The following is a 26,678-nucleotide window of genomic DNA, read 5'->3' as shown; positions in this document are numbered from 1 at the left end:
ACGCTTCGCATCCGAAGATGAATAGCGTTGATAGGCACGCTTGCCTGAGGAACTGCTGTGACGTTTATATGAGCGTCTATCCGATGAGCTGTTACGCCTACGATGAGATGAAGATTTAGAATCGAGGAGTTTGCCGATAATCTTTTTGAACATGAAAGTTCATCCTTTCGTCTTCAACCGTTTTAAGCATATACGGGGCTCTGTTGGAGTGGGTTTCGGATTTTTTAAGGGGGATTATATTCATTGGACAGGGGCTAGGCGTATAATAGAATGTTGAGGATTACACGGAATTTTTTATTTTGAGCATTTCGCGTTACAATAGAAGACAGGATGAGATTTTAACGGACAGGAGTAGTTGTAATGATTACGTTGAAGACCAAAGAACAAATCGAACTTATGAAGAAGGCTGGAGAAATTCTTGCCGCATGCCATAGAGAAATTGCTGGAATGATCCGTCCAGGGATCACGACACAGGAAATTGATCAGTTTGCAGAAGCTTTTATGAAGAAAAATGGCGCTACACCGGAACAAAAGGGATACAACGGATACCAATATGCGACATGTGCGTCGGTTAATGATGTGATCTGTCATGGATTTCCAGGAAAATATGTACTGCAGGATGGAGACATCGTTACGATTGATATGGTCGTGAATCTGAACGGCTGGCTGGCCGATTCCGCTTGGTCGTATGCGGTGGGTCAGGTGACTCCAGAAGCACAACATCTATTGGACGTTACCAAAACATCTCTCTACAAAGGGATTGAACTGGCTGTGATCGGCAACCGGATCGGTGATATCTCCAATGCGATTCAGACGTATGCAGAAGGTGAAGGTCTATCGGTTGTCCGTGAATTTATCGGTCATGGGATCGGCGAGAAAATGCATGAGGAACCACAGGTGCCTCACTACGGCCCACCACACCGTGGTCCACGTCTCAAGGAAGGCATGGTTATTACCATTGAGCCGATGCTGAACATTGGTACGTACCGTAGCAAGCTGGACTCGGATGGTTGGACAGCACGTACTCAGGATGGAAGTCTGTCTGCCCAATATGAGCATACGATTGCCATTACAGCAGATGGTCCTGTCATTCTGACTGCTCAATAATTACGCTCAATGTCTCCAATGTGATGATATTTGCATATTTCAAGGCGGCCCACGTTTGTGATCCGCCTGTTTCGGTTTAAACTATTTAGAGGCGATACACATAGAGCCGGTGGTGAATGATATCAGCTGACAGAGGGTTAACCCCTGTCCACTGGCAAGAAGGAGGTCATTTTGGTGTCTGAAAATAAACAGATCGTACTTGCGTCTCGTCCCGAAGGTGCCCCATCCAGAGAAGACTTTAAATTCATTGATGCACCCCTTCCTGAACCGGAAGCAGGACAAGTCCTGGTACGTACGCTATATTTGTCTGTAGATCCATACATGCGGGGCCGCATGAAAGATACAAAATCCTATGCTCCCCCCTATGCGTTGAATGAAGTGATCAAGGGCGGAACGATTGGGCAGGTGGTGGAGTCTTCGGAACCCAATCTGCGCAAAGGGGATTTGGTATCCGGCATGTGGGGCTGGCAGCAGTATGCAGCCGTAAATACGGGAGATATTTCCTTGATTGATACAGAAGAAGCTCCAATTACGGCTTACCTGGGTGCGCTGGGCATGACCGGTTTGACCGCTTATTTTGGCATGGAAGATATTGGTAAGCCGAAGGACGGCGAAACGGTGGTCGTATCGGGAGCAGCCGGAGCGGTAGGTATGATTGCGGGCCAGATCGCCAAGATTGTAGGTGCGCGTGTAGTCGGGATTGCAGGTTCTGACGAGAAATGTGCTTACCTGAAAGAAAATCTGGGATTCGATGTGGTGTTGAACTATAAGCACGAAGAGGATATGTCTGCTGCCATTGAACGGGCTTGCCCGGCTGGCGTAGACGTTTATTTCGACAATGTTGGCGGTGAAATCTCCGATGCGGTACTAAGCCATATTAATCGGAATGCACGTATTCCACTCTGTGGACAGATTTCGTCATATAATTTGGAGAAGCCGGATATCGGCATGCGCCCGCAGACGTTACTATTAACGAATACAGCGTTGATGAAAGGTTTCCTGGTGGGTGATTATGCCAAGTCCTTTAAGGAAGGCCGTGCCAAACTAGCAAAATGGATCAAGGAAGGCCACTTACAGTTTGAAGAAAACATTGTGGAAGGTTTTGACCAGACACCGGAAGCATTTATGGGCCTCTTCTCTGGAGATAACTTAGGCAAACAGCTAGTAAAGGTTGCAGACCCTGAATAGATATAGAATCCCTTGAACATATACCAGGACAGGAAAAGACACGTTCCGCACGGTGAAGTGCACAGAACGTGTCTTTTTAGTTGTTAGGAAGTTGCGATGATGCTAAGATTCCGCAGCAACAACTTCCTTATAGTGCTTGTACATATATACCCTCCAGCGTACGATCATACCGAAGGCCAGAAGGAAGAACAATCCACCCGTTTGAGGAATGCTCACATAACGCTGAATGACTTCATGCAGGATTAGACGTATTGCCAGCAATCCAAGCAGAATGAACGCGAAGCTTCGTGAACGTGTGGCGAAAATTTCTTCATTAACTCTTTCAAAGCGAGTACTGCGAATGAGGGGGTACGAGAATATAAACCAGCCCACCAACAGCGCGATAATTGCCCATAGAAGCGGGACATGTGTCTGGGGTACAACAAACATGAGAAAACCCGTGCTCATTCCCAGCGGGGGAATAAGTATTTTGCGAATGGTTACCGGACGATGGCTGGCTTTCATTCGAATAAAAATGGCAAGCAGGGCCATGACGAGCATACCCAGAGTTGCACCGATCTGAAGGTAAGACGGACTGATTTGAGCCACGTAAAACTCCCTCTTTCTGGAATAATATGTTATCCGGACATCCGGAACATGATGCGAATTACCGGAATTTTCTGTTTCTATTATATCACAAACGAAGAAAGCCGATAGAATGCTTAGTGTATCATTTACCCGGATTGTATATGCAGGATTCATTTGAAAAATTTGTATTATTGTACCCACTGTGAGGCGGTTTATTCGAATAAGGGGAATTCAGGAAATGAACGAACATTTAGGGTCATAAAAATCGGTGATTACAAGACAGATAACCAAGTGGGTCATATAGAGCTTGTTCATGCGACTGCACAAACATATGAAACAGATGAAAGGGCGTGGACGTATTATATACATTCCCGATCCGATCTATGGGTGGATGGGCTACAGAAGGAACGACAGTAATAAGGGAAAGGGGTAATATGCCGATCATAGTAATACCTTGGAACAGAGCAAGGAGGAATACGCTTCATGAATAGAAATCACAGGCCACTCACGGTATGGACTTTGGCTTGCCTGACCGTGGTATCAGTGGTTCTGGTTATCCCCTGGATTTTGTGGCAATCACAGGCACCGACACAGCTTAACATCATGATTGTCGACAAAAGTAAACCGGACTTGTCCTATGTGGGGCATAAGGGACTAGTCTGGATTCTGAATCAGCAGAAGATTGTCCAACAGACAGGGGAACATTATACGTATGAAGAAGACTACTACGGATATGATATACAGAACGGGATCTCCCGGTTTGAACGGAAATTGCCGGATGAGGTGACCGACACGGACCTGATCTATCTGACGGCGAATCATCATATTTCATCTACAGATACGAATGAACGTATACAAGGCAAAGCTTATGAAGGTCTTACGATATATGATGCGCACAAAATTCGTGAAGCTGCAACCAAAGGCGTAACGATTGTCGCTGAGTTTAGCGCCTTGTCGAATGCTGTTTCGAACATGACAAGAGAGCAATTGTATCCGATTCTGGGCATGAAAAGCAGCGGATGGCAGGGGAGATCGGTATCGGATCTGCAGAGCTTGGATGAAGTGCCACAGAAGGTACGAATGAACTATGAGCTTAGGGAGAAAAAAGAGTGGCCCTATCATGGAGCAGGTATTGTACTGGTTCATGAGGATGGACGGGTGATTGTACTGAAGCAAGGCCGTGATGTAAAGACCGGCGACATAAAGCTCTCCTTTACACAGGAAGGTGGGGAATGGAGTGGAATTACCCGGGATATCTATTACAGCGAATGGTTCGACATCATTGTGCCTGAACAACAGGCTACTGTACTGGCCTGGTATAAGACGGATCTAACGGAGAATGGTCAGCAGAAACTGATGGACGCAGGTATTCCGGTGGAATTCGCTGCTCTTATCCGGCATGAGGGATATAATCGGACATATTATATGGCAGGGTCCTTCGGAGAGCTTGAGCATTATTCGTTCTGGCGCCGTATTAAAGGGTGGGATGTGGTAAAAACGAAGCTCACACCGGATCAAAAGGGCGTTCCGGATCGGTTTTACTGGAAAGTATATGTACCCGTGATGAAGAAGATTTTGCAGGAAGTCCAAACAGGGCAAGCACCCTGGCAATAGAAAAACCGTTCCTTTGGTAGCGGGACGGTAGGATACATAAGGAGGGCTGCAGATCATCTGCAGCCCTCCTCCATTTGGCATCAAGATATATCAGGTTTTATGAATGAAGATGTTGCAGCCCATTCAGGAAAGCGGCCACGGACAGTTGCAGGCTCTCATCCGGGTCAAAGTTCATACCGAAGCCACCTTTTTCACCCATGGAGGCGAAGCCGTGGCAAAGACTGCGTAAACCGCGAACGGCATGGAGCGTTTCCGCTTCACTTAGCGTATAGGGCTGCAACAGGCGTAGCAGCAGATCTAGGGCAGCTGTACTCTCCACAACGAGCTGCGCTTCCTGACGGTCCGGGGCGTGGAAGAAGGCTTCGTATAGCCCTGGATGCTTGCGGACGAAGCCGATATATGCGGCAGCGACCTCCTGAATGGCTTCGTCACCCGAACGGCCGACAGAAGCCTCAGTTAATGCATGCCTGAGCTGCTGTGCGGACATCAACGCCAATTCCTGGCGAAGCCCGGGAAGACCGTTGATGTGGTTATAAAGCGACGGGGAGCGCACGTCCAGCCGCTGGGCCAGAGCGGCCAGTGTTAGCGAATGGAATCCGTCGCTGTCGGCAAGCTGGGTGGCGGCACTTAACAGAGCGCCGCGATCCAGCCCTTGGCGGGGGCTCACAGATGCCCCCCGGCAGGGCGCAGCCGCTGCTCTGCGTCTGCTGTAGCTGCACGCATGGCCGCGGCGGGCTGACGCAGCATTCGTCCGTGCCCTACAGCGAGCACGGACGGCTCCAGCTCAGCCAGGCGCTTGGCGCTGGCAAGAGCAAGTTCACGGTTCCACGTCGCCAGCGCGGGGAACGGAAAGAGCGGGCGCAGGCGGCCGGATACGGCGAGGCCGCCGTGCAGCTGATACGCGTCGCCAGCGATGAGCACGCGACTGCGCGTATCCATGAAGGCCATATGGCCCGGCGTATGGCCTGGGGTAGCAATGGCGACCAGGGATCCGATCCGGTCGCCGTCATCGAGCAAGCGATCCGGCCGGGTGCGGATCGCTTTGGGTACACTGCCGCGTACCGGAGTCTGTGGCTCGCCGGGAAGCAGGGAGGCGTCTCCGCCAAGCAGTGGGGCATCTCTTCTTGAGATGCAGACCTCGGCTTCAGGCAGTGCCTCCTTAAGACCATCCAGTGCACCAACATGGTCACCATGGGCGTGAGTCAGAATAATTCTGATAATCGGTTTGCCCAAGGATTGTGCAGTAGCCAAAATCCCCTTGAGACTGAATGGCATTCCGGCATCAATAAGGGTAAACCCCTCTTTTTCTTCAACAAGATATACGTTCACAGGGAAGAGGCGTGGAAGGAATGAAACTTGGACAACATCATGCTCACGTGTAATTCGCATCATTGAATCCTCCTTAAAACTAATGTTATTAGTAATATAACTAATGTAATTAGTTTTTGCAATACCCTATGTAGATTTGCTTAAAAAATAGCATATTTTAAAATCCCAAAACACTTTACAAAAAAAGCGTTTTCAAAATAGGAATAACCGATTATAATAATCTCGTAAGCCCTTTCATATGTCTATCTTATTGGAGCCTTTCGCGAAGCGATAGGCTCACTTTTTTTGTTCTGTTCCCTCAAAATCACGGAGGAACTCAACCTTTTTACTAAGCCTATGAAGGGCCTGTATATACTGGTATGACAGGGGGAATCAGGTTTTCTAACCCCTAAGTTGAGAATGTTGACAAACATAACTGTTATTCCTATAATAACAGTTATACTTACCTTGGATTGAATTTTCAGCGGTGAACGATATGCCGGGAAGGGAGTAAGTAATGAACAGTGAATTTACCATTGCTGTGCACTGTCTGGTCTTTCTGTCCATGAAGGATGAGTGTATGGCCAATAGTGAAGACTTGTCTCAAAGTGTTGGTACGCATCCAGCCAGAGTACGCAAGGTGCTTAGTGTGCTGCGGAAGCATGGATACCTGACCACCAAGGAAGGTGCCCACGGTGGATATCTGCTCAGCCGTCCGAGTGAAGAAATCAAGCTTGGAGAACTGTACAGACTGGTAGCAGGTGGATCACTTGGTCCCAGCTGGTGTTCGGGAGAATCCGGTTCAACGTGCGTTGTTTCTTCCAATATGCAGGATGTGATGGGAAGTATCTACGATGGAGGCGAAGAGGCACTGAGTGCTTATTTTGACCGTATATCCATTGAGGATGTGAAGCATCGTATCGGTAATGGGGAAGAATGTTCTTTGTCTATGGAACCCTTGTCCATGAAGGATAGGTCGTGACAGAACTGATCGTTAACAGCTCTTCATGACCTGGCCTTGGACTGCTGCTGTCAGGCATGGTGGACAGGCTATATAAGGGCGTTTGCTCCGGTTGTAAGATCCGTTGATGTTTCAGGCGATTCCGGGCATAACGTGAACACAGATGGAAGCGATCGTCTGCGCTGATGTTATTTTCGGAAGGTGAGTACTCGGTAGAGTTTGGCCTTACGAACGTAAAAAAATAAAAAAAGAATTTGGGGAGTGGAACGCATGTCCAGCATTGAAAACAATGAAACACTTCGCGTGATTAACGAACGTCACGCTGTCAAAAAGTACGAAAGTGGTTTTGTTATGCCTGAAGCAGATCTGAACGCTATCCTGACTGCCGCTTCCGAAGCACCGTCTTCATGGAACCTGCAACACTGGAAATTCCTCGTGATCGAATCCGAAGCAGACAAAGCCAAGTTGCTGCCAATCGCTTACGGCCAAAGTCAAATCACAGACAGCTCCGTTACGATCGCTGTACTCGGAGATTTGGAAGCAAACCGCAACGCCGTGATTTATGATCAGGCTGTTGAAGCAGGTGCGATCCCGGCTGAAGTTCGTGACGCATTGGTTGGACAGATCAACGGTGCTTACCAAAATCCGCAAATCGCCCGTGACGAAGCAATCCGCAATGCATCTTTTGCTTCACAGAACATTATGCTTGCTGCACGTTCCCTGGGATATGATACTTGCCCAATGGGTGGTTACAACCCGCAACAATTGATCGAAACATTCAACATCCCTGCGCGTTATTTACCAACGTTGTTGATCACTGTAGGTAAAGCTGCAGTACCAGCTCGTCCGGCAGGTCGTTTCCCGCTGTCCGAAGTTGTTGTTAAAGGTTCTTTCTAAGACTGATTTTGGATCAGTTATCGCTATAGAGAGTAATATATATAACGTAAATAGCCGCATGTCCCCTTTAGAGGGAACATGCGGCTATTTGGTATTTAAATGATGAAGAAGGGCATTATTTCTCTGGTGTTTCCGGGATTTTCGGTGCATTGAAATCTTCCAGATACTCAATTGCGTTATACATCATAACCGCAGCTTCGGCGCGGGTAATCGTTTCCTTCGGATTGAAGTTGCCTTCTGCATCGAGTACATTAATCTTCAAGACAAGGGAACGTTGAACAGCACCTTGAAATTCTGGAGTCAGCTCTTTTTCATCCGTGATATCTACAGGTTTGATGTTAATCATCGGCAGGCCGCCTTTGGCTTCAATGCCCTGCATCAAGAAAAGGGTATACTGTTCACGGGTCAACGCCTTGGAAGGATCGATATCGTTGGACATCTTAATGCCATTGAATTGGGCACGGACAAAAGCATCACTGTACCATACGCCATCTTTTACGTTGGAGAAGTAGTCACTTGGCAGGGGTTGTTTGATAAAACGAATCGTGTCCAAATTCAGATGGAGGCCATCTGCAATGAGCTGGATACCCTGAGCTGTGTTTAGTTCCTGTTCCGGTTTGAACAAGCTATCACTCACGCCTTTGATTAAACCATCCTGATGTAGGGATTCAATCTTGTCTGCCCCCACAATACCTTGAATATCAGTGAATTCCGCTTGAGCGGCGTGAATCGGACCAGCGCTCAGAGAAAGGGTAAGTAAAGCTCCGGCTGTTAATGTAGCTAATATATTTTTTTTCATATCAGATTCGCCTCACTTTTCCAGGGAGTATCCCTTTGTATAAAAGTTATTTGTCCCTATAGACGACCCTATTCCTCAAAAGGTTGCTGTAATTTTCCATTGTTTTTCTATAAGAAATTCTGTTGGAATATGTACAAAGTGAATGGACTATTGTAAGGCCTTATGCTTTGTATTATGGTGAGGAAAGATAACCACTGAAGCAAAGGTCTGTGATTTGGGTAAGTACATAACAGTGGAATCAACTATTCGGGTTACAACTTCTTATAATTGCATGTAATTAGAGTGTAAGGTTAATCATTTGAATCAATAAGGAGAGAATGAGACGATGGAACCAACAGCAACGAATGAAGCTTTTTTCTATACAGGTACTTATGCATCAGCAGAACAGCCGGGGATTTTTCTATGTGCGTTGAACAAGGATACAGGCGAGTTGCGGATTGTAAATCATATGGATGGGGTGGATAATCCATCCTACCTGGCTCTATCTCCGGATGGGAATAGTCTGTACGTGGTAAGTGAGACAGATGAGGGAGAGGTGCTGGTCTATCGCAGGGATGCTGCAACGGGAGAGCTGCACTTGATGGATCGCAAGTTAACGAAGGGCGCTTCGCCTTGTTATGTGTCTGTCACGGAGGACGGCAAGTGGGTGCTGACTTCGAACTACAGCAGTGGTAGTGTGAATGTATTCCCGGTAGGAGATCAAGGCACGCTGGAAGAGATGAGTGCGTTGATTGAGCATACAGGAAGAGGGCAGAATGATGACCGTCAGGAAGGACCGCACGCCCATTCCATTCAACCAGACCCTTCGGGTCAGTATGCCGTTGTCTGTGATCTGGGTCTGGATCAGATTATCGTGTATCGTCAGGAAGAAGGCCGCCTGGTTACGCATCGTGAGACGAATCAGCATCCAGGCTCCGGACCGAGACATCTCGTCTTCCACCCAAGCTCGAAATGGGCCTATGTGATTAATGAATTGAGTAACACCGTTACGGCGTTCATGTATGATCAACGCAGAGGTGAGTTCAATACGTTGCAGCATATCACCACACTGCCTGAAGGACATTCTGGAGAAGGTACGGCAGCGGATATCCGTGTGTCCCCGTGTGGTCGTTTCCTCTATGCTTCCAACCGTGGGGACGACAGCATTGTGCTGTATCACATTGACCAGGAATCCGGTGAGCTGGAGGCAATAGAGTGGACTTCCACTATTGGTCAGACTCCGCGTAACTTCAACCTGCTTGCCGGTGGTATTCTGCTGGTGGCCAATCAGGACAGCAACAACCTGGTTGCTTTTCAGATCAATGGTGAAGATGGACGTCTGACACACAACGGATTCAAATTGGAAATACCCCGCCCAGTGTGTATTGCTCCGGTAGTATAAGGTGGGATGAAACAACATTCTTTGTTACGTTCAGATTCCGATCGAGCGTGTGAGAAAGAAGCATCCAAGTCGAAAGATTCATCTTTCGGCTTTTCCCCTTTTTTTCATACATAAAATTACTAAGTTAGACCTATAGATGGAATTATATGTTTAATTTAAAATGAATATATTAAAGCGCTTACATGGATGTGAGATGGCGCTACCAAGGGCATCGGGCTTACCAATTCGATTGGGGAGGCAATGGCTTTATGGGAAAACGATCGTTATGGAAGCGTGCATTGCGGACCGCAGGGGTATCCCTGCTGAGTTCTGCGTTACTGGTTACTTCGCTCGGTCTTGGAAACATACCAGTCACTCATGCTGCTGGTGCCCGTCAGATGGAGTTTCTGGACCGAGGTGTAGTTGCAGTGAAGACAGGCACAGGTGTGTTTGTCAGTTGGCGGCTTCTGGGTACGGAAGGGTCGAATGTATCGTTTAATGTCTATCGGGATGGAACTAAGGTAAATGCATCGCCCATAACGAACAGCACCAACCTCCAGGATGCAAGCGGGACAAGTAGTTCCAAATATACGGTTCGAGCCGTAGTCAGTGGAACCGAACAGGCTGCTTCGGCGGCAGCGAGCGTATGGGGCAATAATTATTTGTCTGTACCTCTCAGTGTACCCGCAGGAGGCACAACACCGGATGGTGTAGCCTACACGTACAGTGCCAATGATGCGAGTGCAGGAGATGTAGACGGGGACGGCGAGTATGAACTGATTGTGAAGTGGGACCCGTCCAACTCCAAGGATAATTCCCAAAGCGGCTACACGGGTGAAGTATTTATCGATGCCTACAAATTGAATGGAACGCGCCTATGGCGAATTAGTCTGGGTAAAAATATCCGTGCCGGTGCTCATTACACCCAGTTCATGGTGTACGATCTGGACGGAGATGGCAAGGCCGAAGTGGCGATGAAAACGGCTGATGGTACGAAGGATGGTACGGGAGTAGTCATCGGGGATGCCAGCAAGGATTATCGTAATTCCAGCGGATACGTTCTGTCCGGACCGGAGTTCCTTACGATCTTTAATGGACAGACCGGCAAAGCACTTTCCACGGTGAACTACGAACCAGCGCGCGGTAATGTGTCCGATTGGGGAGACAACTATGGCAACCGGGTAGATCGATTCCTTGCTGCGATTGCCTATTTGGATGGGGAGCGGCCCAGTCTGGTCATGGCGCGTGGATACTACACCCGAACCGTGCTGGTGGCGTACAACTGGCGGGATGGACAATTGACGAAACAATGGACTTTTGATTCCAATACATCAGGTAATTCCGGTTATGCTGGACAAGGTAATCATAATCTGAGTGTGGCGGACGTGGATGGCGATGGCAAAGATGAGATCGTATATGGCGCGATGGCGGTAGATGATAACGGCAAAGGACTCTATACGACAGGGCTTCATCATGGGGATGCAATGCATCTCAGTGATCTGGACCCGGATCGTGTAGGACTTGAAGTATTTCAGGTGCATGAGACAGCATCCAATGCCGGAGTGGAATTCCGTGATGCGCGTACAGGTCAGTTGATCTGGGGCATACCTACGACAAAAGATATTGGACGCGGCATGGCAGCCGATATCGATCCACGTTATAAGGGTGCTGAAGTTTGGGCAGATGGTGGTTTGTATACAGCCAAAGGGCAGAAAATTGGGACAACCCTGCCTTCCTCCACGAATTTTGGTATCTGGTGGGATGGTGACCTGCTCCGCGAATTGCTGGACAGCAACCGAATTGATAAATGGGACTACGCCAATAGCCAAACGGTTAATCTGTTGACGGCATCCGGTGTTTCTTCCAATAATGGAACGAAATCCACACCGAATCTGCAGGCTGACCTGTTCGGCGATTGGAGAGAAGAAGTGGTATGGCGGACCAATGATAGCTCTGCGCTGCGCATCTATACGACAACAGCCGTTACGGACAAACGGATCTACACCCTGATGCATGATCCGGTATACCGTCTTGGCGTAGCTTGGCAAAATGTAGCCTATAACCAACCGCCACATACGGGCTTTTATTTGGGAGATGGCATGAGCACACCTCCCGTACCGAATATCCGGTACGCTGGCAAATAAGGGGGAAAGGGCATGAACTCATGCCAACCCCAGAGATGATGTTACAGCGAATTAAACTTAATGCTGACAAGGGAACAACGGACTTTGGTCCGTTGTTCTTCTTTTTCTGCCATTTACACAGATATTCGGTAGAAATCGGAAAAAAACGTTTGACAGTCCTATGTACTGCCCTTATGATACGTATATAACTCACTAAACAGGTAGGAATAATAAAAATGACTTCGCTCTATTTGCGGAAGCAGTCATTTACAGTCACATGAGCGATCGTAACGTGAACAGAATAACGTTCTCACCGTATAGACGGAGGAACACCGCAGCGCATCATTTCTGGATGAAGCATACACGGCCTTTGGGCCGGCATGACTTTATGAGGGAGAAGTGCGCGGGGGTTCCTCCGTTTTTTGTTTTTTTTTTCGGTGCGTTCCATGCTGTTCAGCCTGTTGGGGTAATCTTGCAGATCCATTCGGGGGGAGTGTTATCTATGAAAAAGAGAATTCATAAGGGTATTCTGGTTGGTCTGGCATTGGTGTTAACAGGGGTACTGGCGGCATGCGGATCAGATAGCGGTGGCACGAATGCGGCAGCAACATCGGGGGGAACGGAAGGTGGCAAAGAAGGGGCAAAAGCGATCGAACTGCTGAATGTATCCTATGATCCGACACGTGAACTCTATGAACAATATAACAAGGCATTTGCGGCGTATTGGCTGAAAGAGAAAGGTCAGGAAGTAACGGTTAAGCAGTCTCATGGTGGGTCAGGTAAACAAAGTCGTTCCGTCATTGATGGGCTGGACGCAGATGTGGTTACTTTGGCATTGGGATACGATATCGATGCTATTGAAGATAAAGGTCTGATCAATGCGGGGTGGCAGGACAAATACGAGCACAACAGCTCCCCGTATACGTCAACGATCGTGTTTTTGGTACGCAAAGGCAATCCGAAAGGCATCAAGGACTGGGATGATCTCATCAAGGGAGATACCCAAGTCATTACCCCGAATCCAAAAACGTCCGGCGGGGCACGTTGGAACTATCTGGCGGCATGGGGATATGCGCTCAAACATAACAACAATGATGAAGAGAAGGCCAAAGCATTTGTTGCAGAGCTGTTCAAACATGCACCTGTCCTTGACTCTGGAGCACGTGGAGCGACGACTACGTTTGTAGAGCGCGGTATTGGTGATGTACTGCTTGCATGGGAGAATGAGGCTTTCTTGTCAGTTAAAGAGCTGGGTCCGGACAAATTCGATATTGTGGTGCCTTCGGTCAGTATTTTGGCTGAACCACCTGTAGCGATTGTAGATAAAAATGCAGACAAAAAGGGCAGCCGCGAAGTGGCTGACGCCTATCTGAAATATTTGTACAGCGAAGAGGGGCAGACCATTGCTGCCGAGAACTATTACCGTCCAACCCTGGACAGCGTGAAGGAAAAGTTCAAGGATCAGTTCCCGCAGCTTGAGCTGTTCACATTGGACGATGTATTTGGTACATGGCGCGATACCCAGGCCAAGCACTTTAATGACGGCGGTATCTTTGACCAGATTTATGTGCCGGGCAGCTGATGCATCTGCCATCGATGATGTTGCGTGACCATGTAAGCGGCCAACCAGTCCGACCGACTGAAGGCAGAGAGGATGAACGTGCATGAGCAAGGTGATGGTGGCCCGGAGTCGCACACTGCCGGGATTCGGATTAACGATGGGTTACAGTGTGCTTTACCTGAGCCTGGTTGTACTTATTCCACTCGCAGCGCTCTTGTTTAACTCCACGGGGCTGACCTGGTCCACATTGATTGAGGTGGCGACCAATCCCCGGGTACTGGCTTCTTTCCAGGTGAGTTTTCTGACTGCAGGTGCAGCGGCCCTGATCGATCTGGTTCTCGGGCTGCTCCTGGCTTGGGTACTTGTCCGGTATGAGTTCCCTGGAAAGCGGCTGTTTGATGCCGTTATTGATCTGCCTTTTGCCTTGCCGACAGCAGTGGCGGGGGTTGCCTTAACGGCGCTGTATGCCGGGAATGGCTGGATTGGGCAGTTTGTGGAACCTTTGGGCATCAAGCTGGCCTATTCACAGGCGGGCATTACTCTCGCGCTGATGTTTATCGGGATTCCGTTTGTGGTGCGTACGGTGCAGCCGGTTTTGCAGGAACTGGAGACTGAAGTGGAGGAAGCTGCGGCTACGCTGGGAGCGGGAAGATGGCGGATATTTCGTAAGATTCTGCTTCCGGATCTGATCCCGCCGCTGCTGACCGGTTTTGCGTTAGCCTTTGCCCGAGGCATTGGCGAATATGGTTCAGTGGTGTTTATCTCAGGCAATATGCCGATGAAAACGGAGATTGCGCCCCTGCTGATCATGGCGAAGCTGGAGCAGTTCGATTATGCGGGAGCTACGGCGGTAGCCTTGCTGCTGCTGCTGGTCTCTTTTGTCCTATTGCTGATCATTAATTCACTTCAACGCTGGAGCCGCAAGGCAGGCAGAGCTTAGTGAGCAGTGAGCCAACCTAAACCAAAAGGAGGTACAGAATATGGCGGGTACCGTTCCATTGACGCCTGCTTCCCGTGTGCGAACCGGGCCGGGGCCAAACCGTGCAACCACGGAAGCACCATGGGTCAAATGGTTGTTGATCGGATTGGCAAGTCTGGTGCTGCTCTGGCTGCTCATCTTGCCGCTGGTGATCGTGCTGATGGAGGCTTTAAAGCAAGGCTGGGGTGTCTACATCGCCGCGCTTACCGAGCCGGACGCGATGTCGGCATTGAAACTTACGCTGCTGGTTGCCGGGATTACCGTACCGCTCAATACGATATTCGGTGTGGCGGCTGCGTGGGTCATTACCAAGTTCCAGTTCAGGGGCAAAGGACTCATGATCACCCTGATCGATCTTCCTTTTTCGATCTCGCCTGTGGTAGGCGGGTTGATCTTTGTCCTCATCTTTGGTTCAAATGGATGGTTTGGACCGTGGCTGGCCGAGCATGATATCAAAATTATTTTTGCCCTGCCCGGCATTGTCATCGCAACATTGTTCATTACGTTTCCCTTCGTTGCCAGAGAGCTGATTCCGTTGATGGAGGATCAAGGCACGAGGGAAGAAGAAGCGGCGGTTACGCTTGGGGCCTCCGGGTGGCGGATATTCTGGAACGTGACACTTCCCAACATCAAGTGGGGACTGTTATATGGCATTATTCTGTGTAATGCGCGGGCAATGGGCGAGTTTGGTGCCGTGTCTGTTGTATCGGGACATATTCGCGGGGAGACCAACACCTTGCCGCTGCATGTCGAGATCCTGTATAACGAATATCAATTCTCTGCTTCGTTTGCCGTCGCCTCCTTGTTGCTGATTTTGGCTCTGGCAACGTTGCTGCTCAAGAGCTGGTTGGGTCATAAAACGATTCCCGAAAAGTGATGTAACAATCCTATATCCATGCCGATCATCTTGGTTTTGAAGAGGGTTCCGAATGAAAATGGATTTTGTTTAAACTTCATGAAAATTCGGATTGACAGCTACTGGAAGCCCTGCTAATGTATAAACCAAGTATATAGGTTGGATAAGAATGAATTATAAGTCGGGTTGGATGACAGCGCACTTGAGGAATATAGCGGGCAGTAGCCCGAGAAGAGGAGGCGGCTCTATGGCTAAGCCGTTAAAAGTGGATGAGGTATGGATGGATCGAATTGCCGGACAACTGAACGACATGGAGTTTGGCTCGTTACACATCGTTGTACATGAAGGCCAGATTGTGCAGATGGAGCGGACCGAACGCAAGCGTTTTGAAAATACGCCCTCCGGCAGCGCCTCCAAATCCGGCAGCACTGCACGAAGCAGCTCACCCCGTTCACTGCGCTCATCGAATGCAAGTGCGAAGGGATAGGCATCATGTAATCCAGGATCGAATTAGGCATAATGCAAAAAATAGTAGAAACCCAAAAAAGAGAAGCCGCGATTTTCCGGGCTTCTCTTTTTTGGGTTTGAATGAACTGAGTCTGATGATACCAAGCCAACCGAGTTAACAGAGAGGTTCACTTTTCAGAAATGGCTCCAGATGTGCGTGGTTTATAGAGGTTTAGCTCCATATCCAGGTTCTCATCCTCATGTGCTTCTGTACTGCTATTCAATTCCTTATCCGAATCGGTGTGTCCCGCGTACGGGCGATCACTGCGAGAAGGCGTTCCTGTCAGGCTGAAGCCAGAGATGAACAGGATGAGTTGCAATCCCAATGCGTAGGGAGCAGCAGCAAGTCCGATCAGATGAAGCAGCGAGCACATGGCAATTAGAGTAACAAGTGCTTTGGTTACTGTGCCCGATGAACCCTGTCTTGGGCTGGACCAGAGCAGATAACCATAGAACACCGTTATGATCAAGGAAACGAAGCGTATCCATGGCAAAGCATTGAACCATGAATGCCAGAAAGGATACAACAGACCTTGTTGACGAAACACAAAATCAGCGATTAGGTACAGTACAGCTACTACAGCGGTGGGCTCGGCAGCTGGACGAATGACATTCCAGATCGCTCTTCCCCACTGGTCAGGATGTGCGTATCGATTCAATTCATCGGACAATGCTGCACTCTCTCGTTCCAGAGCCCTGTGCATCAATGCCAGTCGAGCGGGATCAACATCGATAATACAGCTGCGGATCTGATCCTGAAGCTGTGGAGACAGATGCACTGCGGCTCGGCAGGACAGCATGGCCGTTATTAATTCATGATGCTCATGTTCCGTTATAGCAACATTCCGTTGTTCTTTGGCTGTGAGTTGTCCCAATAGGGTTGTACTTATGTATAATGTATCTCGTATCGCGTGCATTCGCCTGTCCCGGCTTCGTCTGACCTCAGTGGCTGACCACACGTAGAGTCCAAGCAGCACAGCGATCATTCCGAGTAGAACCGCCACGAAGCCCGGATATGAGAATAGAGCAAGCATCCAGCGTTGAAGCACAATGGTTCCTCCTTTGCAAAAACTGTAGTGTAGCATGAAACACGGTTCACATAAGCTTTCTCTCACTATTACACAGGAATTGCGTGAATTCAAGCAGGAACAGTAGGAATTTACTGTCATAAGAAGGACCACGGCACCCATGCAAAGAAGATGTAATTTCCATGAATTTTTTTAATTCTACACATAATTATAGGTTTAATAGGAAGGGAGCATGATACATGGACCAGATCAACATTGAACACACACCGCCCTCAGCAGCAGAATACCTAGCGTTACGGAAAAGCGCAGGTCTTAGTGCGATGAGCAACGAGGGGGCGGAGATTGGGCTGCCCAATAGTCTTTTTGCCGTATGTCTGCGTGAAGAAAATGAAATCGTAGGCATGGGCCGGGTCATCGGGGACGGAGGTTGCTTCTTTCAGGTGGTGGATATCGCCGTACGCCCGGACCAGCAGGGCAGAGGATATGGCAAATTGATCATGAGCGAAATCATGAATTATTTGCGTGAACATGTGCCTGCTCGTGGCTTGGTTAGCCTATTGGCTGACGTTCCTGCCGATCGTCTGTACGCTCAATTCGGCTTCACCTACACCAGTCCGAAATCGGAAGGTATGTGGTGGAGACAAGGGGAATAGAGCGGAAATAAGCTGAGTTAAGCCTGTTTAAATAAAATTAGCCTTATATATGGGAAATAGCCTATCAATACCTCATTCGTGTATCCAACTAATTAAACCTTTGGTTATCCATAGGTTTTTTTGCTTTACATCCATTTATTTACAAGTATAATGTAATTTAAATACAATTTACGATTTACAAAATACGATAATCATAATAAATGCAGAATGGAGGAGACAAAATTGGATAAAGACCAGCGGACTCAATTTAATCGAATGGTGGAACGGTCCATGGAGCAAGCCAGCAGAAACCTATCGGGAACCAAGGGGGTTGTCTCCGTAAGATTAAGTCAGGAGGAGATTGATATTATTGATCAGCTTGTATTTCTTGAACTGGCCAAGAACCGATCTGATGCAACGGCGATGTTAATCAGGGAAGGGATTCGGACTCATCAATCGTTATTGAACGAGATTCAGGAGTATACGGCAGAGCTTGAGCGGGTAAAGGCCAAAATACAACAGTCCATTCGCAATTCAGGTTTGTTGACACGTCTGCAAAGTGAAACTGGAAGTGAGATCGAAGGGAAAGGAGAGAGAGTGAATGAAACAGACGAAAAATGAAATCCATAACGACAGTTATGGATCTGTTCTGCGTCTTCCATCTTTTTGTGTACTTCTTGCAGGCAGGCTGATATCCGGTGCAGGTCAAATTTTATTTTCCATGGCTACGATGTGGTATATTCTTCAACTAACCGAGTCAGCACTCGCAGCAGCACTGATTCCTATGTTGCCATACTTTATCTATGCTTTTTTGGGTATACCACTGGCTACAATCAGTGATCGGCTGCCCAAAAAGCAGCTCTTGATCTGGACAGATGTACTTAGAGCATGCGTGGCCTGTATATTGGCGCTTTTATTCATGAGTGGTCAGATGGTGCCGTGGCATATCTATGCTGCCAATTTGCTCATTGCGATTCTTGGATTTTTGTTCAATCCGGCAACCCAGACCGTCATCCCCGCAATTCTGCCCGACCCGTCGAAACAGTTAGCACCAGCCAACGCACTTCTAAATTCATCTTCCAAAACAATTGAATTGCTTGGATATGCTGTAGGTGGCATATTGGTGGCGTTCATCTCAGTCCAGTCCATCCTTTTCATCTATGCACTTACCTTTCTGCTATCTGCTCTCTCCATTGTCTTTATTCATATTCCGGTGACCAAAGTGGTCAAACAAAAAGGGATTTCTGGCTTCATGAAGGACAGTTTGCAAGGGATTACCTTTTTGTTCTCACGTAAAATTCTGGCCAGTTGCATCATTTTTGGTGCCATTATCAACTTTGCTGGCGCGCCTCTGCATATCTTCACTCCGATTTTTGCTGACATGGTTCTTCATGCCGGACCACAAGGCTATGGTCTTCTCCAATCTGCCTTTGCCGCTGGTAGTATTGCAGGCTCTTTGCTCAGCGGGAAATATGCCAAACGGCTTTCGCTTGCTCGATGGTTCCTAATCAGTTATCTCATCTCAGGTGCAAGTTTGCTGCTCATGCCTATGTTTCCTAATCTGTATATCGCCATCGTCTGTTCATTCTTTTTAATGTTGGGGCTTGCCCTCGTAAATGTACCTTTGGTTACCTCGATTCTTCTATCCACACCGGAAGAAAAGAGGGGACGTGTCATGAACAGTATGGGGGTCTTAATGAGTGGCATCAGCAATCCGCTGGGTTTATTGCTCGGAGGCTGGCTCATTGAAACGTATAATCCATCCTGGGTGTACATGGGAATCGGCGCATTTGTTATTGTCATGGGACTGGGGAGCATGTTTGTCCGGCCTTTCCGAGAGGAACAGGGGCAACGCTCCAAACAGCAAACGGCATCTATGTGATCAGGATTCGTATGTCATATTATCTCTTTTTTTATACGATAATTCCGATTGGATTAACATCTATATGTCATATAAATGGATAATGTAAATAATTATTGTAAAATAATTCAATTAAAAAGAAGGAATATCAAAATTTATGTAGAAATTGGTTATTAAGAGGGGGAGACAAATGGGAGGTAATTTATCATGGAAAACAAGGAAATTTTATCTGTACAGGACTTGATGGCATTAGAGGTTGAAGAGGATAACTACATGTTCGAGGAAACAAGCCTGTGTACCGTGTGTAGCTGGACAAGCTCACAGACAATCGCTGTCGAGAGCTAGGAACATCTTCATTAAACGCTCTATCCAGTAAATTTAAGGATAAGTCTTTGATTTTCGCATTACTAAAATAATTGTACCTCCCCCTCTAACTTTAACCAAGAGGAGTGATTCTCATTGAAATTCGCAAATGTATCCGCTAAAAAGGACGCCTTTGAGAACGCTTTGGAACATATAATCCGGGAACTTCCCCAATCCATCCAATGGTCGAATGACGGCCATTGGATTTGTTTTAGACCAGAGGATTTGAAACTTCCTTCACAAGGCTGGAAAATACATCTATCTGTGGTTCCTGGAGTAGGAGCTGAACTGTTACGCCGCATTACACCTGTTTTGACGAAGCACGGTGTACAGTGGAAGGTTGTGAACAGTGGATTAAAATTGATTGAAACGTCCAATGGATCTAGCCCCCTGCCTCAAACGGGTAAATGTGTCACGATCTATGCAGCAAACGAGAAACAGTTTCTGAACCTGCTTGAGGATATGTATGTATGCACCAGCGGATTTGAAGGCCCGGCTATTCCTACAGATCGGTCATACCGAGAGAGCGGATGCGTATTTTATCGTTATGGTGCGTTCACAGAACGATTCTATTATGACCGTTACTCGGGAGCAAAAGTGCATGCGATCCAGAATACCGAAGGTAAGTTGGAGGAGGATCGCCGTATACCTGGCAGGTATAAGCCTGAATGGGTCAACGAGCCGGAGGAACTTCTTCGTATCCAGGCCACAAAGAAGGATATTTCTTCCTCCAAAGTATCCAGTGCCAATAACAATGAGTTCGGAATACGAAATATTCGCGTAAAGCGTGTGTTCAAGAAGTCAGGCAAGGGCGGGGTATTTCTCATTTCCAATGCGCGGCATGCGCAAGCCGTTATGAAAGAAGCGGTCCATCGAATGCGTGTCGATAGTGCTGGACGCTCTGCCCACGACTATCTAGAGAATGAATATCATGTACTTGAGTTGTTGAAGGAGACGGGATATACCCCCCAGCCACTTGATCTGTTCAATTATGAGAAGAATCGGTATCTGATTCTGGAGTATTTTGATAGCATCAGCCTGCGGGAGTATATTCATCGCAGACATGTTGCCGCAGATTATACCTGGACGGAGATGGCTCGGATCTGCCAGGATGTTCTGGATATGGTGGAGACCTGTCATCGTAAAGGGGTTATTATTAATGATCTGACACCTAACAATATTGTCGTATTGCCGGATGGAAATGTACGTCTGATTGACCTCGAATTGGCTTACTTACGAAATGGCGAGAGGGGGACCAAGCCATTGACTGGGCATACGCCTGGATATGTGTCTCGTGGTCGGGAACACAGTCAGAGATCAAGCTTCCAGGATGATATCTATTCACTCGGGGCTGTTTTCTATTATATGGCATCATCTGTGGACCCCTATTTCAAATATCAGACGGACTACCTCAAATGTGGTCAGGCTTTGTTGGATGGTCTGGTCAATATGCAAGAACTGCGTGACCTGGGCAATCTTTCTGTGCGGATCATGACTGGTATGTATGATCAGTTGGCAGATATTCGCAACGATTTGGATGCAATTTCGAAAGAGCCGATGAATGAATGGCAAGGATCATCCCTGCCATGGAACAACGAACTAACTGCTGCCGAGGTATTGCGTCAGGCGCAAAGGATGGCCGATTGGCTTTATAAATCGCTTGATTTTGATAATAGGCAAGAACTGTATCCGGAAAACAGCATGAGCCGGATGTTTCATCCCGCAAATTTTAACTTTGGATGGACAGGTATGGTCTACGGCTTTAACCAGCTTGGTCATAGTACACAACTTATTCAGTATCATCAATATGCCCGAGAAGTAATGGAATGGATTTTGGTTCATCACCCATACATTCCGGACGAGACACCGACCGGATTATACTTTGGGTATGGGGCGGTTCCGTGGAGATTGGCTGAGACTGCAGAGGCGTTGAATGATTCTTCATTGCTTGACCTGGCGGAGAATCTGGCATTGCAGCTAACTCAAGATGAACCGACCCAAACCAATATCAGTCATGGAGCTGCAGGTCTGGGATTAATGTTATTGGAGATTTATCGCATTGGAGGCCGCGCGGAACTACTTGAACGAGCTGAGGTATTGGCTGCTTATATATTAAATCAGGAGGAACGGCGCGAGGATGGACTGAGTATGTGGAAAGTGAAAGAGCAGCCAAGCAAGAAAAATGGTGGGCATTATTCCCTGGGATTTTCTCACGGCATCGCGGGGATTGGTTATTTTCTACTCGCAATGGCAGATCGAACCGATAAGGAAACCTATATATCAGCAGTGAAACGAATTGTCTATACATTGGATTGTACCAGTCATACCGGTCAGAATGGCCAGAAGATGTGGCCTGCAACACTTGAAAAACCGGATACGCTCTGGGTACACTGGTGTAATGGATCGGCTGGCATCGGGCGTTTTCTTCTGGCAGCTGCTGATGTGTTGGGTGATCCGTTGTCTGCGAGACTCGGCAAAGAAGCGGCAGATGCGGTGGCACAGACCACGATCTTTGCTTCCTTCGGGCAATGTCATGGGTTAGCTGGCAACGGTGATCTGCTGCTTTTGGCGGAGCGTTGTCATCCTGGCAGGTATGCGGCCAGACTGGAACAATATGCACAGATGCTACTGACGATGAGAAGTGACAACCACGACATGTGGATGTGGCCACTGGAGGATATGGAATCATTCTCACCCGATTACATGACCGGATATATGGGCGTATACTCCTTTCTGCTCCGTCTTTTTTATCCTTCAAGGAGTGCAGAAGCGTTGGTTTATTCGGGTTTCAATTCTGCCAAGGAGGCGATGGATCATGATATTAACATCCATATCTGATGTTCTTCCACAATTTCGGCATGAACAGGGCACGTACGGGGACCGTTATTATGCAGCAGCGCCAGAGTACCGCGAAACCGGGTCTACATTAATGATCATTGATCATGGGCAGAGGCAGTATACACTCGATTTGTGGAGCGGAGCAGGCTCGATGACGTATTGGGAAAATCGGGTCCAACCACTGCTTGAGTCACTTGAATGGGATGCTCTCTATGCAACAGTTCCTGCTTCATTTCCGTGGCGAAAACTTGGATTCCGGGTGGAAGCTCTTGCACATAGACATCGATTTATCGGTAGCTTGAAGGATATCCCTGTTTCGGATATCCCTGATGATGCAGCAACCTGGATTTCTGCGCAGGGGCAGGAGGGGGAGGTAGCCCGCATTCTTTCGGAAAGCGACCCCACCTGTCCCGGTTTGGAAGCCGCCCGTCAGGTCGTCAAAGACATCTATGGCGGAGCATATGGAACTTTGCTGGAGGGGTCCGGATTGGTTGAATTGGAGGGGCAAAGGATGGGAGGCTGCCTGCTAAGTGATGAGTTCGGATCTGTACTGATTGCTCATACTTGCACAATACCCTCTGCTAAACGTAAGGGCTGGGCCCGCTGGGTTGCTGCTTATGGTCTTCAACGATGTTTAACAGAACAATATGAAACGGTAAAAGCTTCGCTCGACGTGGGCAATATCGGCAGTTATCGATTAATGGCTTCACTGAATTTGCAGCAGATTCCCGAAACTGCACATGTATGCCGGATTACGAAAGAGCGTGATTGCTAATGACGCCTGTTTTACTTGGAAGTACGCAATATTGTGATCTGCGAAGCGATTGGCTTCGTTCCAGTCATGAACCTGGACTGTTTGTCGTTGAGGGGGAACCGGACGCGGTGAAGCGTGAGGTTCAAAAGCTGCACACTCACTGGCAGGATCAAGCTATTGCGATATCGGTAGATCACCCGTATTATTCACTTCCCATCATCTATCAGCTAAATCCGGTTCAGCCCACCAGCGATCTTGTAGCCTGCAAAAATGCCATCTTGAGATTTAAAACAGCGGGATGGGCTCCAGGCCAAAGGAAATGGGTAGTTGTGGAGGTTGCTTCACATTTACATGCATCTGACCTCGGGGCCATCCACCATCTTCTGTATCGCCAGAAACTAAGAGGAGTCAGTGTATTGCTCTTTTTCCACCGATATCCCTCCAGAATGCCCACTCACGGTGAGGTGCACTGGCTTCCAATCTCGCTTGTCAGAGAAACGCCTAACCATACCCGAAGTTCGTTGGATGAACATCTTGCAATCGCAAGAAAAAAGGGTGGACAAGAGAAAACATTGGCGCTCTACAACAGGCTGGCCTTGATTTTGTTGTCCAAGTCGGATGATCCGGTCCGGTATAGGGCTTGTTTGCATTTTTTTAAATACAATACGTTATTTCAACGTTTATCAGCAGCCCAGCAATCGGTTCTATGGTTCGAACTGGCGCAGTTGCTCACCAAAAAAGGCATGGATTATACGGCAGCGCGATACTGTTATTCAGAAGCCCGAAAGGTGCTCTCTCATAAGGAATTAACTGAGTCGTACCGCATTGGGAAATGCTGTGCGCTGGATAATGGCGAAGCATTGATCGAGATGCAGGAGGGCAATGTTGAGCGTGCAATTGAGCTGGAACGGCAGGCGAGTCGGCGTATTCAGCTGCTTCCCAGTGGTCCTGACCAGCGTACTTTTCAGATTCAGACTGCGTTGAATATTGCGGGGCTGCAGCTTAGATCGGGCCAATGGGCTGAGGCTAATACAACTCTGCTGGCAGCAGAGAAACTATGCACCGAGCAGTATGTCGATTGGCTCAGTCCCATACTCGATTTAAGAATGGAAATACATCGGCAGCGTGGTGAAGAAGAGAAGGAATACCAACTGCTGATTCGGTTGCTTCGATTGAAGACTGTATCCATCAATACCAAGCGGCTCCGTCGTGCGGTGGAGATTGCTGGAGAACAAGTACGTCGAGGGTCAAACGATCTGGCTGCCGATGTCTATCGTCTATTAATGATGTCCCTTCCTGCTGCCAATCTGCCGCAGATTGAAAAGATTCGGCAGGCCATAAACAGTCTTGATACAGATGTTTCATCTGGTACTTCTGTGCTGGATCAATACATCGACAGATTGCGGAGTCAGTTGGAGGAATGGGAGCGGCTGAAGCTCTGGAATGAAGGGAGGGAAACCAGGTGCATCGTACATTTCTGACACGAATGAGCGTTAATCGGGAGCGCACTGGAATGCTTTTGTCCTATGATAATGGTCATACGGAATGGTGCGCACTTGATGAGACAGGTCAGATAACAGACAGGCAATGGTTGTATGAACATGCGGCAGATCCGGTTGATCGGACGCAGCATACTCAGTTTATTGCACCTGATCAGGTGCTGATCATCACCCAGGGCAAAACCGGAAAACGGCTGCATCTGTATGAAATGCAAGCTCAGGTGAAGCTTGTCCATACCCAGGCTTTGCAATTACCTTTTGCTGTCCTGCAGGCCGCGTGGCAAGGAGAGAAGTTGCAGTTGCTTTTTGCCATCCGAAACAAAGAGAGTTCAGTTCGATTAGGGCTTTACGATGCGAAACGGGAGGAGGCGAGATGGATTACAGCTGGTCTAGATCATCCGGAATTGGCTTTCTGGTCTGCATCAGAACAGGAAATTGGCTTGAATGTTGGTGGACAAGGGAGGGTGTATTCAAACAAAGACCAAGTGGGTCAGAGTGCGGAGTGGATATATACGGCATATCCATATCCAGTCATGGACAAGCAGGGGGATCTCATTGCGGTGTCCATCCCTTCAGAGAAGGGGTTCAAACCGGGATGGATGAAACAGGGCGAGGATATTGTGCATGAATTGCCTCCGAATTGTGAAGGATTCTCTGAACTGGTTCGCGTACAGATTGATACAGTTACACAGAAGATCCTCTGTGAAGGCATAACCTGTGGCAGATGGCATTATGTGCAGTATGCATTGCAGGAGAAGAAGGAAGTATTACAGCTTCGAGATTATCCGGGAACGCTGACACAGGCTGTTCTCAGCAGGGACAAGCAGGGGCTGGTGGGCAAATATGAGTCCATCGCGATAGATCCGGTACCAGGTCTATTCCGTTTCCGAGATCAAACCAATACCATTGCTCGGGTCCAAGGAGAGCAGGAAGTTATTAATAGCTTTCGCAACACTGGGGAGCTGGATGTGAAATACGGGGAAGCCTACTATGGGTCCGAGATCATCCCTTATTTGGATATCCACCCGAAGGATGCCGTACAGGCTGTCATTTACCTGCATGGAGGGCCGCATAACTGCCTGTTCGACAGCTATAGTCCAGTGATGAAGCGGTTATCCGAGTCTGGCGTACGGGTGATTGGGCTCAACTATCCGGGTAGCTCCGGCTTTAATTCTGGTTACAGGCGTCGTAATGAGAACGATTGGGGCGGCGTGGATGTAGATGTGGTCCGGTTTATCCGGGAACAAGTGTTATCCTCTTATTCAGACGTAGCTCTGTATGGCGTCAGTTATGGAGCTTATCTTGCATTGCTTGCCGCGGGCAGAGACCCAGTGCTGTGGAGTGCCGTGGTAGCTTGTGCTCCTTTTACGGATTTGGGCAAGCTGTATACAGAGGGAGGGGCGAAGCTCAGGTCTTTTTTGCAAAAAGAGATTGGAGAACTTCTTAAGGATGAATCTGCTCTGAGGAACCGAAGTCCTGTAGCATATGCTTCTGCTCTAAGCGAAATCGATATCTTGTTCATTCACGGCCAGGCAGATCAGCTCTGTCCGGTGGAACAGACTGAACGGTTATATCAGGAAATACTTCAATACCAAGTGGCTTCGGATGAACCGTTAGGTAGACGGGAGCTTCATATCATCGAAGATTTGGAGCATGCAGTTTACTCGGAACGGTTCTGGGTACAGAAAGCGGTCGATTTTATAACCTTAGCCAAAGTGGGTCATGCAAAATAGAGGTAAGCTGCCGAAGCCGCAATCGCGGCTTTTTTGGCGATGGTTGAGTTTTCTTTTGAACGGAAAAGGCAGTTGTAATTCCTTATTTAATACGGCATGTATATGGGATCGGACGTTTGAACTAGACTCAAGGTTTACAAGTG

The 26,678-nt window shown here is 48.1% G+C and carries 24 protein-coding genes; 19 read left to right on the top strand and 5 right to left on the bottom strand.

All coding sequences use genetic code 11. The annotated features are described in order from the left end of the window. Nucleotides 1–360: 360 nt before the first annotated feature. Both map and CRO25_RS17205 read left to right on the top strand, forming a co-directional pair. Nucleotides 361–1,107 (top strand): type I methionyl aminopeptidase, encoded by a 747-nt coding sequence (map, locus tag CRO25_RS17210; protein WP_063566201.1) that lies wholly within the window; start codon nt 361–363, stop codon nt 1,105–1,107. Nucleotides 1,108–1,281: 174 nt separating this feature from the next. Beyond that, the gene (locus CRO25_RS17205; protein ID WP_079695816.1) at nt 1,282–2,295 is read left to right on the top strand and encodes an NADP-dependent oxidoreductase; all 1,014 of its coding nucleotides are present in this window, start codon (nt 1,282–1,284) and stop codon (nt 2,293–2,295) included. A gap of 102 nt (nt 2,296–2,397) precedes the next feature. On the opposite strand, the gene CRO25_RS17200 is transcribed toward CRO25_RS17205, so the two are convergent. Further along, nucleotides 2,398–2,883, bottom strand: a complete 486-nt coding sequence (locus tag CRO25_RS17200; RefSeq protein ID WP_170867906.1) for a CcdC family protein — start codon at nt 2,881–2,883, stop codon at nt 2,398–2,400. Between the two features lie 462 nt (nt 2,884–3,345). Here CRO25_RS17200 and CRO25_RS17195 point away from each other — a divergent pair, with 462 nt between their 5' ends. Next, nucleotides 3,346–4,476, top strand: a complete 1,131-nt coding sequence (locus CRO25_RS17195) for a hypothetical protein (RefSeq protein ID WP_079695815.1) — start codon at nt 3,346–3,348, stop codon at nt 4,474–4,476. 97 nt (nt 4,477–4,573) lie between these two features. On the opposite strand, the gene CRO25_RS17190 is transcribed toward CRO25_RS17195, so the two are convergent. Both CRO25_RS17190 and CRO25_RS17185 read right to left on the bottom strand, forming a co-directional pair. After that, entirely contained in the window at nt 4,574–5,143 is a 570-nt protein-coding gene (locus CRO25_RS17190) for a TetR/AcrR family transcriptional regulator (RefSeq protein WP_079695814.1), read from the bottom strand. Then, on the bottom strand, nt 5,140–5,865 hold the full coding sequence (locus CRO25_RS17185; protein WP_177031245.1) for an MBL fold metallo-hydrolase: 726 nt from the start codon (nt 5,863–5,865) through the stop codon (nt 5,140–5,142). The genes CRO25_RS17190 and CRO25_RS17185 overlap by 4 nt, the downstream gene beginning before the upstream one ends. Nucleotides 5,866–6,301: 436 nt before the next feature. Here CRO25_RS17185 and CRO25_RS17180 point away from each other — a divergent pair, with 436 nt between their 5' ends. After that, nucleotides 6,302–6,766, top strand: a complete 465-nt coding sequence (locus tag CRO25_RS17180; protein ID WP_079695812.1) for an Rrf2 family transcriptional regulator — start codon at nt 6,302–6,304, stop codon at nt 6,764–6,766. Nucleotides 6,767–7,015: 249 nt separating this feature from the next. Next, nucleotides 7,016–7,642, top strand: coding sequence for a nitroreductase family protein (locus CRO25_RS17175; protein WP_063566195.1), 627 nt, complete (start codon nt 7,016–7,018; stop codon nt 7,640–7,642). 115 nt (nt 7,643–7,757) lie between these two features. Here CRO25_RS17175 and CRO25_RS17170 read toward each other — a convergent pair whose 3' ends face one another. After that, complete coding sequence (locus CRO25_RS17170; RefSeq protein ID WP_079695811.1) at nt 7,758–8,441, bottom strand: S-layer homology domain-containing protein; 684 nt, start codon at nt 8,439–8,441, stop codon at nt 7,758–7,760. Nucleotides 8,442–8,766: 325 nt separating this feature from the next. Here CRO25_RS17170 and CRO25_RS17165 point away from each other — a divergent pair, with 325 nt between their 5' ends. The 6 genes from CRO25_RS17165 (at nt 8,767) to CRO25_RS17140 (ending at nt 15,807) form a co-directional block, all read left to right on the top strand. Next, nucleotides 8,767–9,822 carry a lactonase family protein gene (locus CRO25_RS17165; RefSeq protein WP_079695810.1) on the top strand — a complete coding sequence of 352 codons (1,056 nt, stop codon included), beginning with the start codon at nt 8,767–8,769 and terminating at the stop codon, nt 9,820–9,822. Nucleotides 9,823–10,070: 248 nt separating this feature from the next. Further along, nucleotides 10,071–11,945 carry a rhamnogalacturonan lyase gene (locus CRO25_RS17160; RefSeq protein ID WP_079695809.1) on the top strand — a complete coding sequence of 625 codons (1,875 nt, stop codon included), beginning with the start codon at nt 10,071–10,073 and terminating at the stop codon, nt 11,943–11,945. Between the two features lie 481 nt (nt 11,946–12,426). After that, on the top strand, nt 12,427–13,506 hold the full coding sequence (locus CRO25_RS17155; protein WP_063566192.1) for a sulfate ABC transporter substrate-binding protein: 1,080 nt from the start codon (nt 12,427–12,429) through the stop codon (nt 13,504–13,506). A gap of 82 nt (nt 13,507–13,588) precedes the next feature. Then, nucleotides 13,589–14,425, top strand: coding sequence for a sulfate ABC transporter permease subunit CysT (cysT, locus tag CRO25_RS17150; protein ID WP_063566191.1), 837 nt, complete (start codon nt 13,589–13,591; stop codon nt 14,423–14,425). A gap of 40 nt (nt 14,426–14,465) precedes the next feature. Further along, nucleotides 14,466–15,341, top strand: a complete 876-nt coding sequence (gene cysW / locus CRO25_RS17145) for a sulfate ABC transporter permease subunit CysW (RefSeq protein ID WP_064642596.1) — start codon at nt 14,466–14,468, stop codon at nt 15,339–15,341. Between the two features lie 226 nt (nt 15,342–15,567). Then, a complete protein-coding gene (locus tag CRO25_RS17140; protein ID WP_062322628.1) occupies nt 15,568–15,807 on the top strand; it encodes a YezD family protein in 240 nt (79 codons plus the stop codon). Nucleotides 15,808–15,955: 148 nt separating this feature from the next. Here the strand turns inward: CRO25_RS17140 and CRO25_RS17135 are convergent, their stop codons facing one another. Continuing rightward, nucleotides 15,956–16,876 carry a hypothetical protein gene (locus tag CRO25_RS17135; RefSeq protein WP_079695808.1) on the bottom strand — a complete coding sequence of 307 codons (921 nt, stop codon included), beginning with the start codon at nt 16,874–16,876 and terminating at the stop codon, nt 15,956–15,958. Between the two features lie 218 nt (nt 16,877–17,094). Here CRO25_RS17135 and CRO25_RS17130 point away from each other — a divergent pair, with 218 nt between their 5' ends. From CRO25_RS17130 to CRO25_RS17100, 8 genes are all read left to right on the top strand, one after another. Continuing rightward, on the top strand, nt 17,095–17,508 hold the full coding sequence (locus CRO25_RS17130; protein ID WP_079695807.1) for a GNAT family N-acetyltransferase: 414 nt from the start codon (nt 17,095–17,097) through the stop codon (nt 17,506–17,508). A 222-nt stretch (nt 17,509–17,730) separates the two neighbouring features. Beyond that, nucleotides 17,731–18,108: a hypothetical protein gene (locus tag CRO25_RS17125; RefSeq protein ID WP_063566187.1), complete on the top strand. Its 378-nt coding sequence runs from the start codon at nt 17,731–17,733 to the stop codon at nt 18,106–18,108. Next, nucleotides 18,089–19,369 carry an MFS transporter gene (locus CRO25_RS17120; RefSeq protein ID WP_079695806.1) on the top strand — a complete coding sequence of 427 codons (1,281 nt, stop codon included), beginning with the start codon at nt 18,089–18,091 and terminating at the stop codon, nt 19,367–19,369. The genes CRO25_RS17125 and CRO25_RS17120 overlap by 20 nt, the downstream gene beginning before the upstream one ends. 186 nt (nt 19,370–19,555) lie before the next feature. Further along, on the top strand, nt 19,556–19,693 hold the full coding sequence (locus tag CRO25_RS33415) for a hypothetical protein (protein WP_157258615.1): 138 nt from the start codon (nt 19,556–19,558) through the stop codon (nt 19,691–19,693). A gap of 114 nt (nt 19,694–19,807) precedes the next feature. Further along, entirely contained in the window at nt 19,808–22,549 is a 2,742-nt protein-coding gene (locus tag CRO25_RS17115; RefSeq protein ID WP_079695805.1) for a lanthionine synthetase LanC family protein, read from the top strand. After that, a complete protein-coding gene (locus CRO25_RS17110) occupies nt 22,527–23,324 on the top strand; it encodes a hypothetical protein (RefSeq protein ID WP_079695804.1) in 798 nt (265 codons plus the stop codon). The genes CRO25_RS17115 and CRO25_RS17110 overlap by 23 nt, the downstream gene beginning before the upstream one ends. Next, nucleotides 23,324–24,784: a hypothetical protein gene (locus CRO25_RS17105; protein WP_079695803.1), complete on the top strand. Its 1,461-nt coding sequence runs from the start codon at nt 23,324–23,326 to the stop codon at nt 24,782–24,784. Before CRO25_RS17110 ends, CRO25_RS17105 begins: the two co-directional genes overlap by 1 nt. Further along, on the top strand, nt 24,766–26,535 hold the full coding sequence (locus CRO25_RS17100; protein ID WP_079695802.1) for a S9 family peptidase: 1,770 nt from the start codon (nt 24,766–24,768) through the stop codon (nt 26,533–26,535). Before CRO25_RS17105 ends, CRO25_RS17100 begins: the two co-directional genes overlap by 19 nt. The last annotated feature ends 143 nt before the right edge of the window (nt 26,536–26,678 follow it).

The sequence above is a fragment of the Paenibacillus sp. RU5M genome, assembly GCF_900221055.1.
Classification (GTDB): Bacteria; Bacillota; Bacilli; order Paenibacillales; family Paenibacillaceae; genus Paenibacillus; species Paenibacillus marchantiae.
Note: the sequence above shows the minus strand (reverse complement) of the source record. Positions and strands in the feature narration are given on the sequence as shown.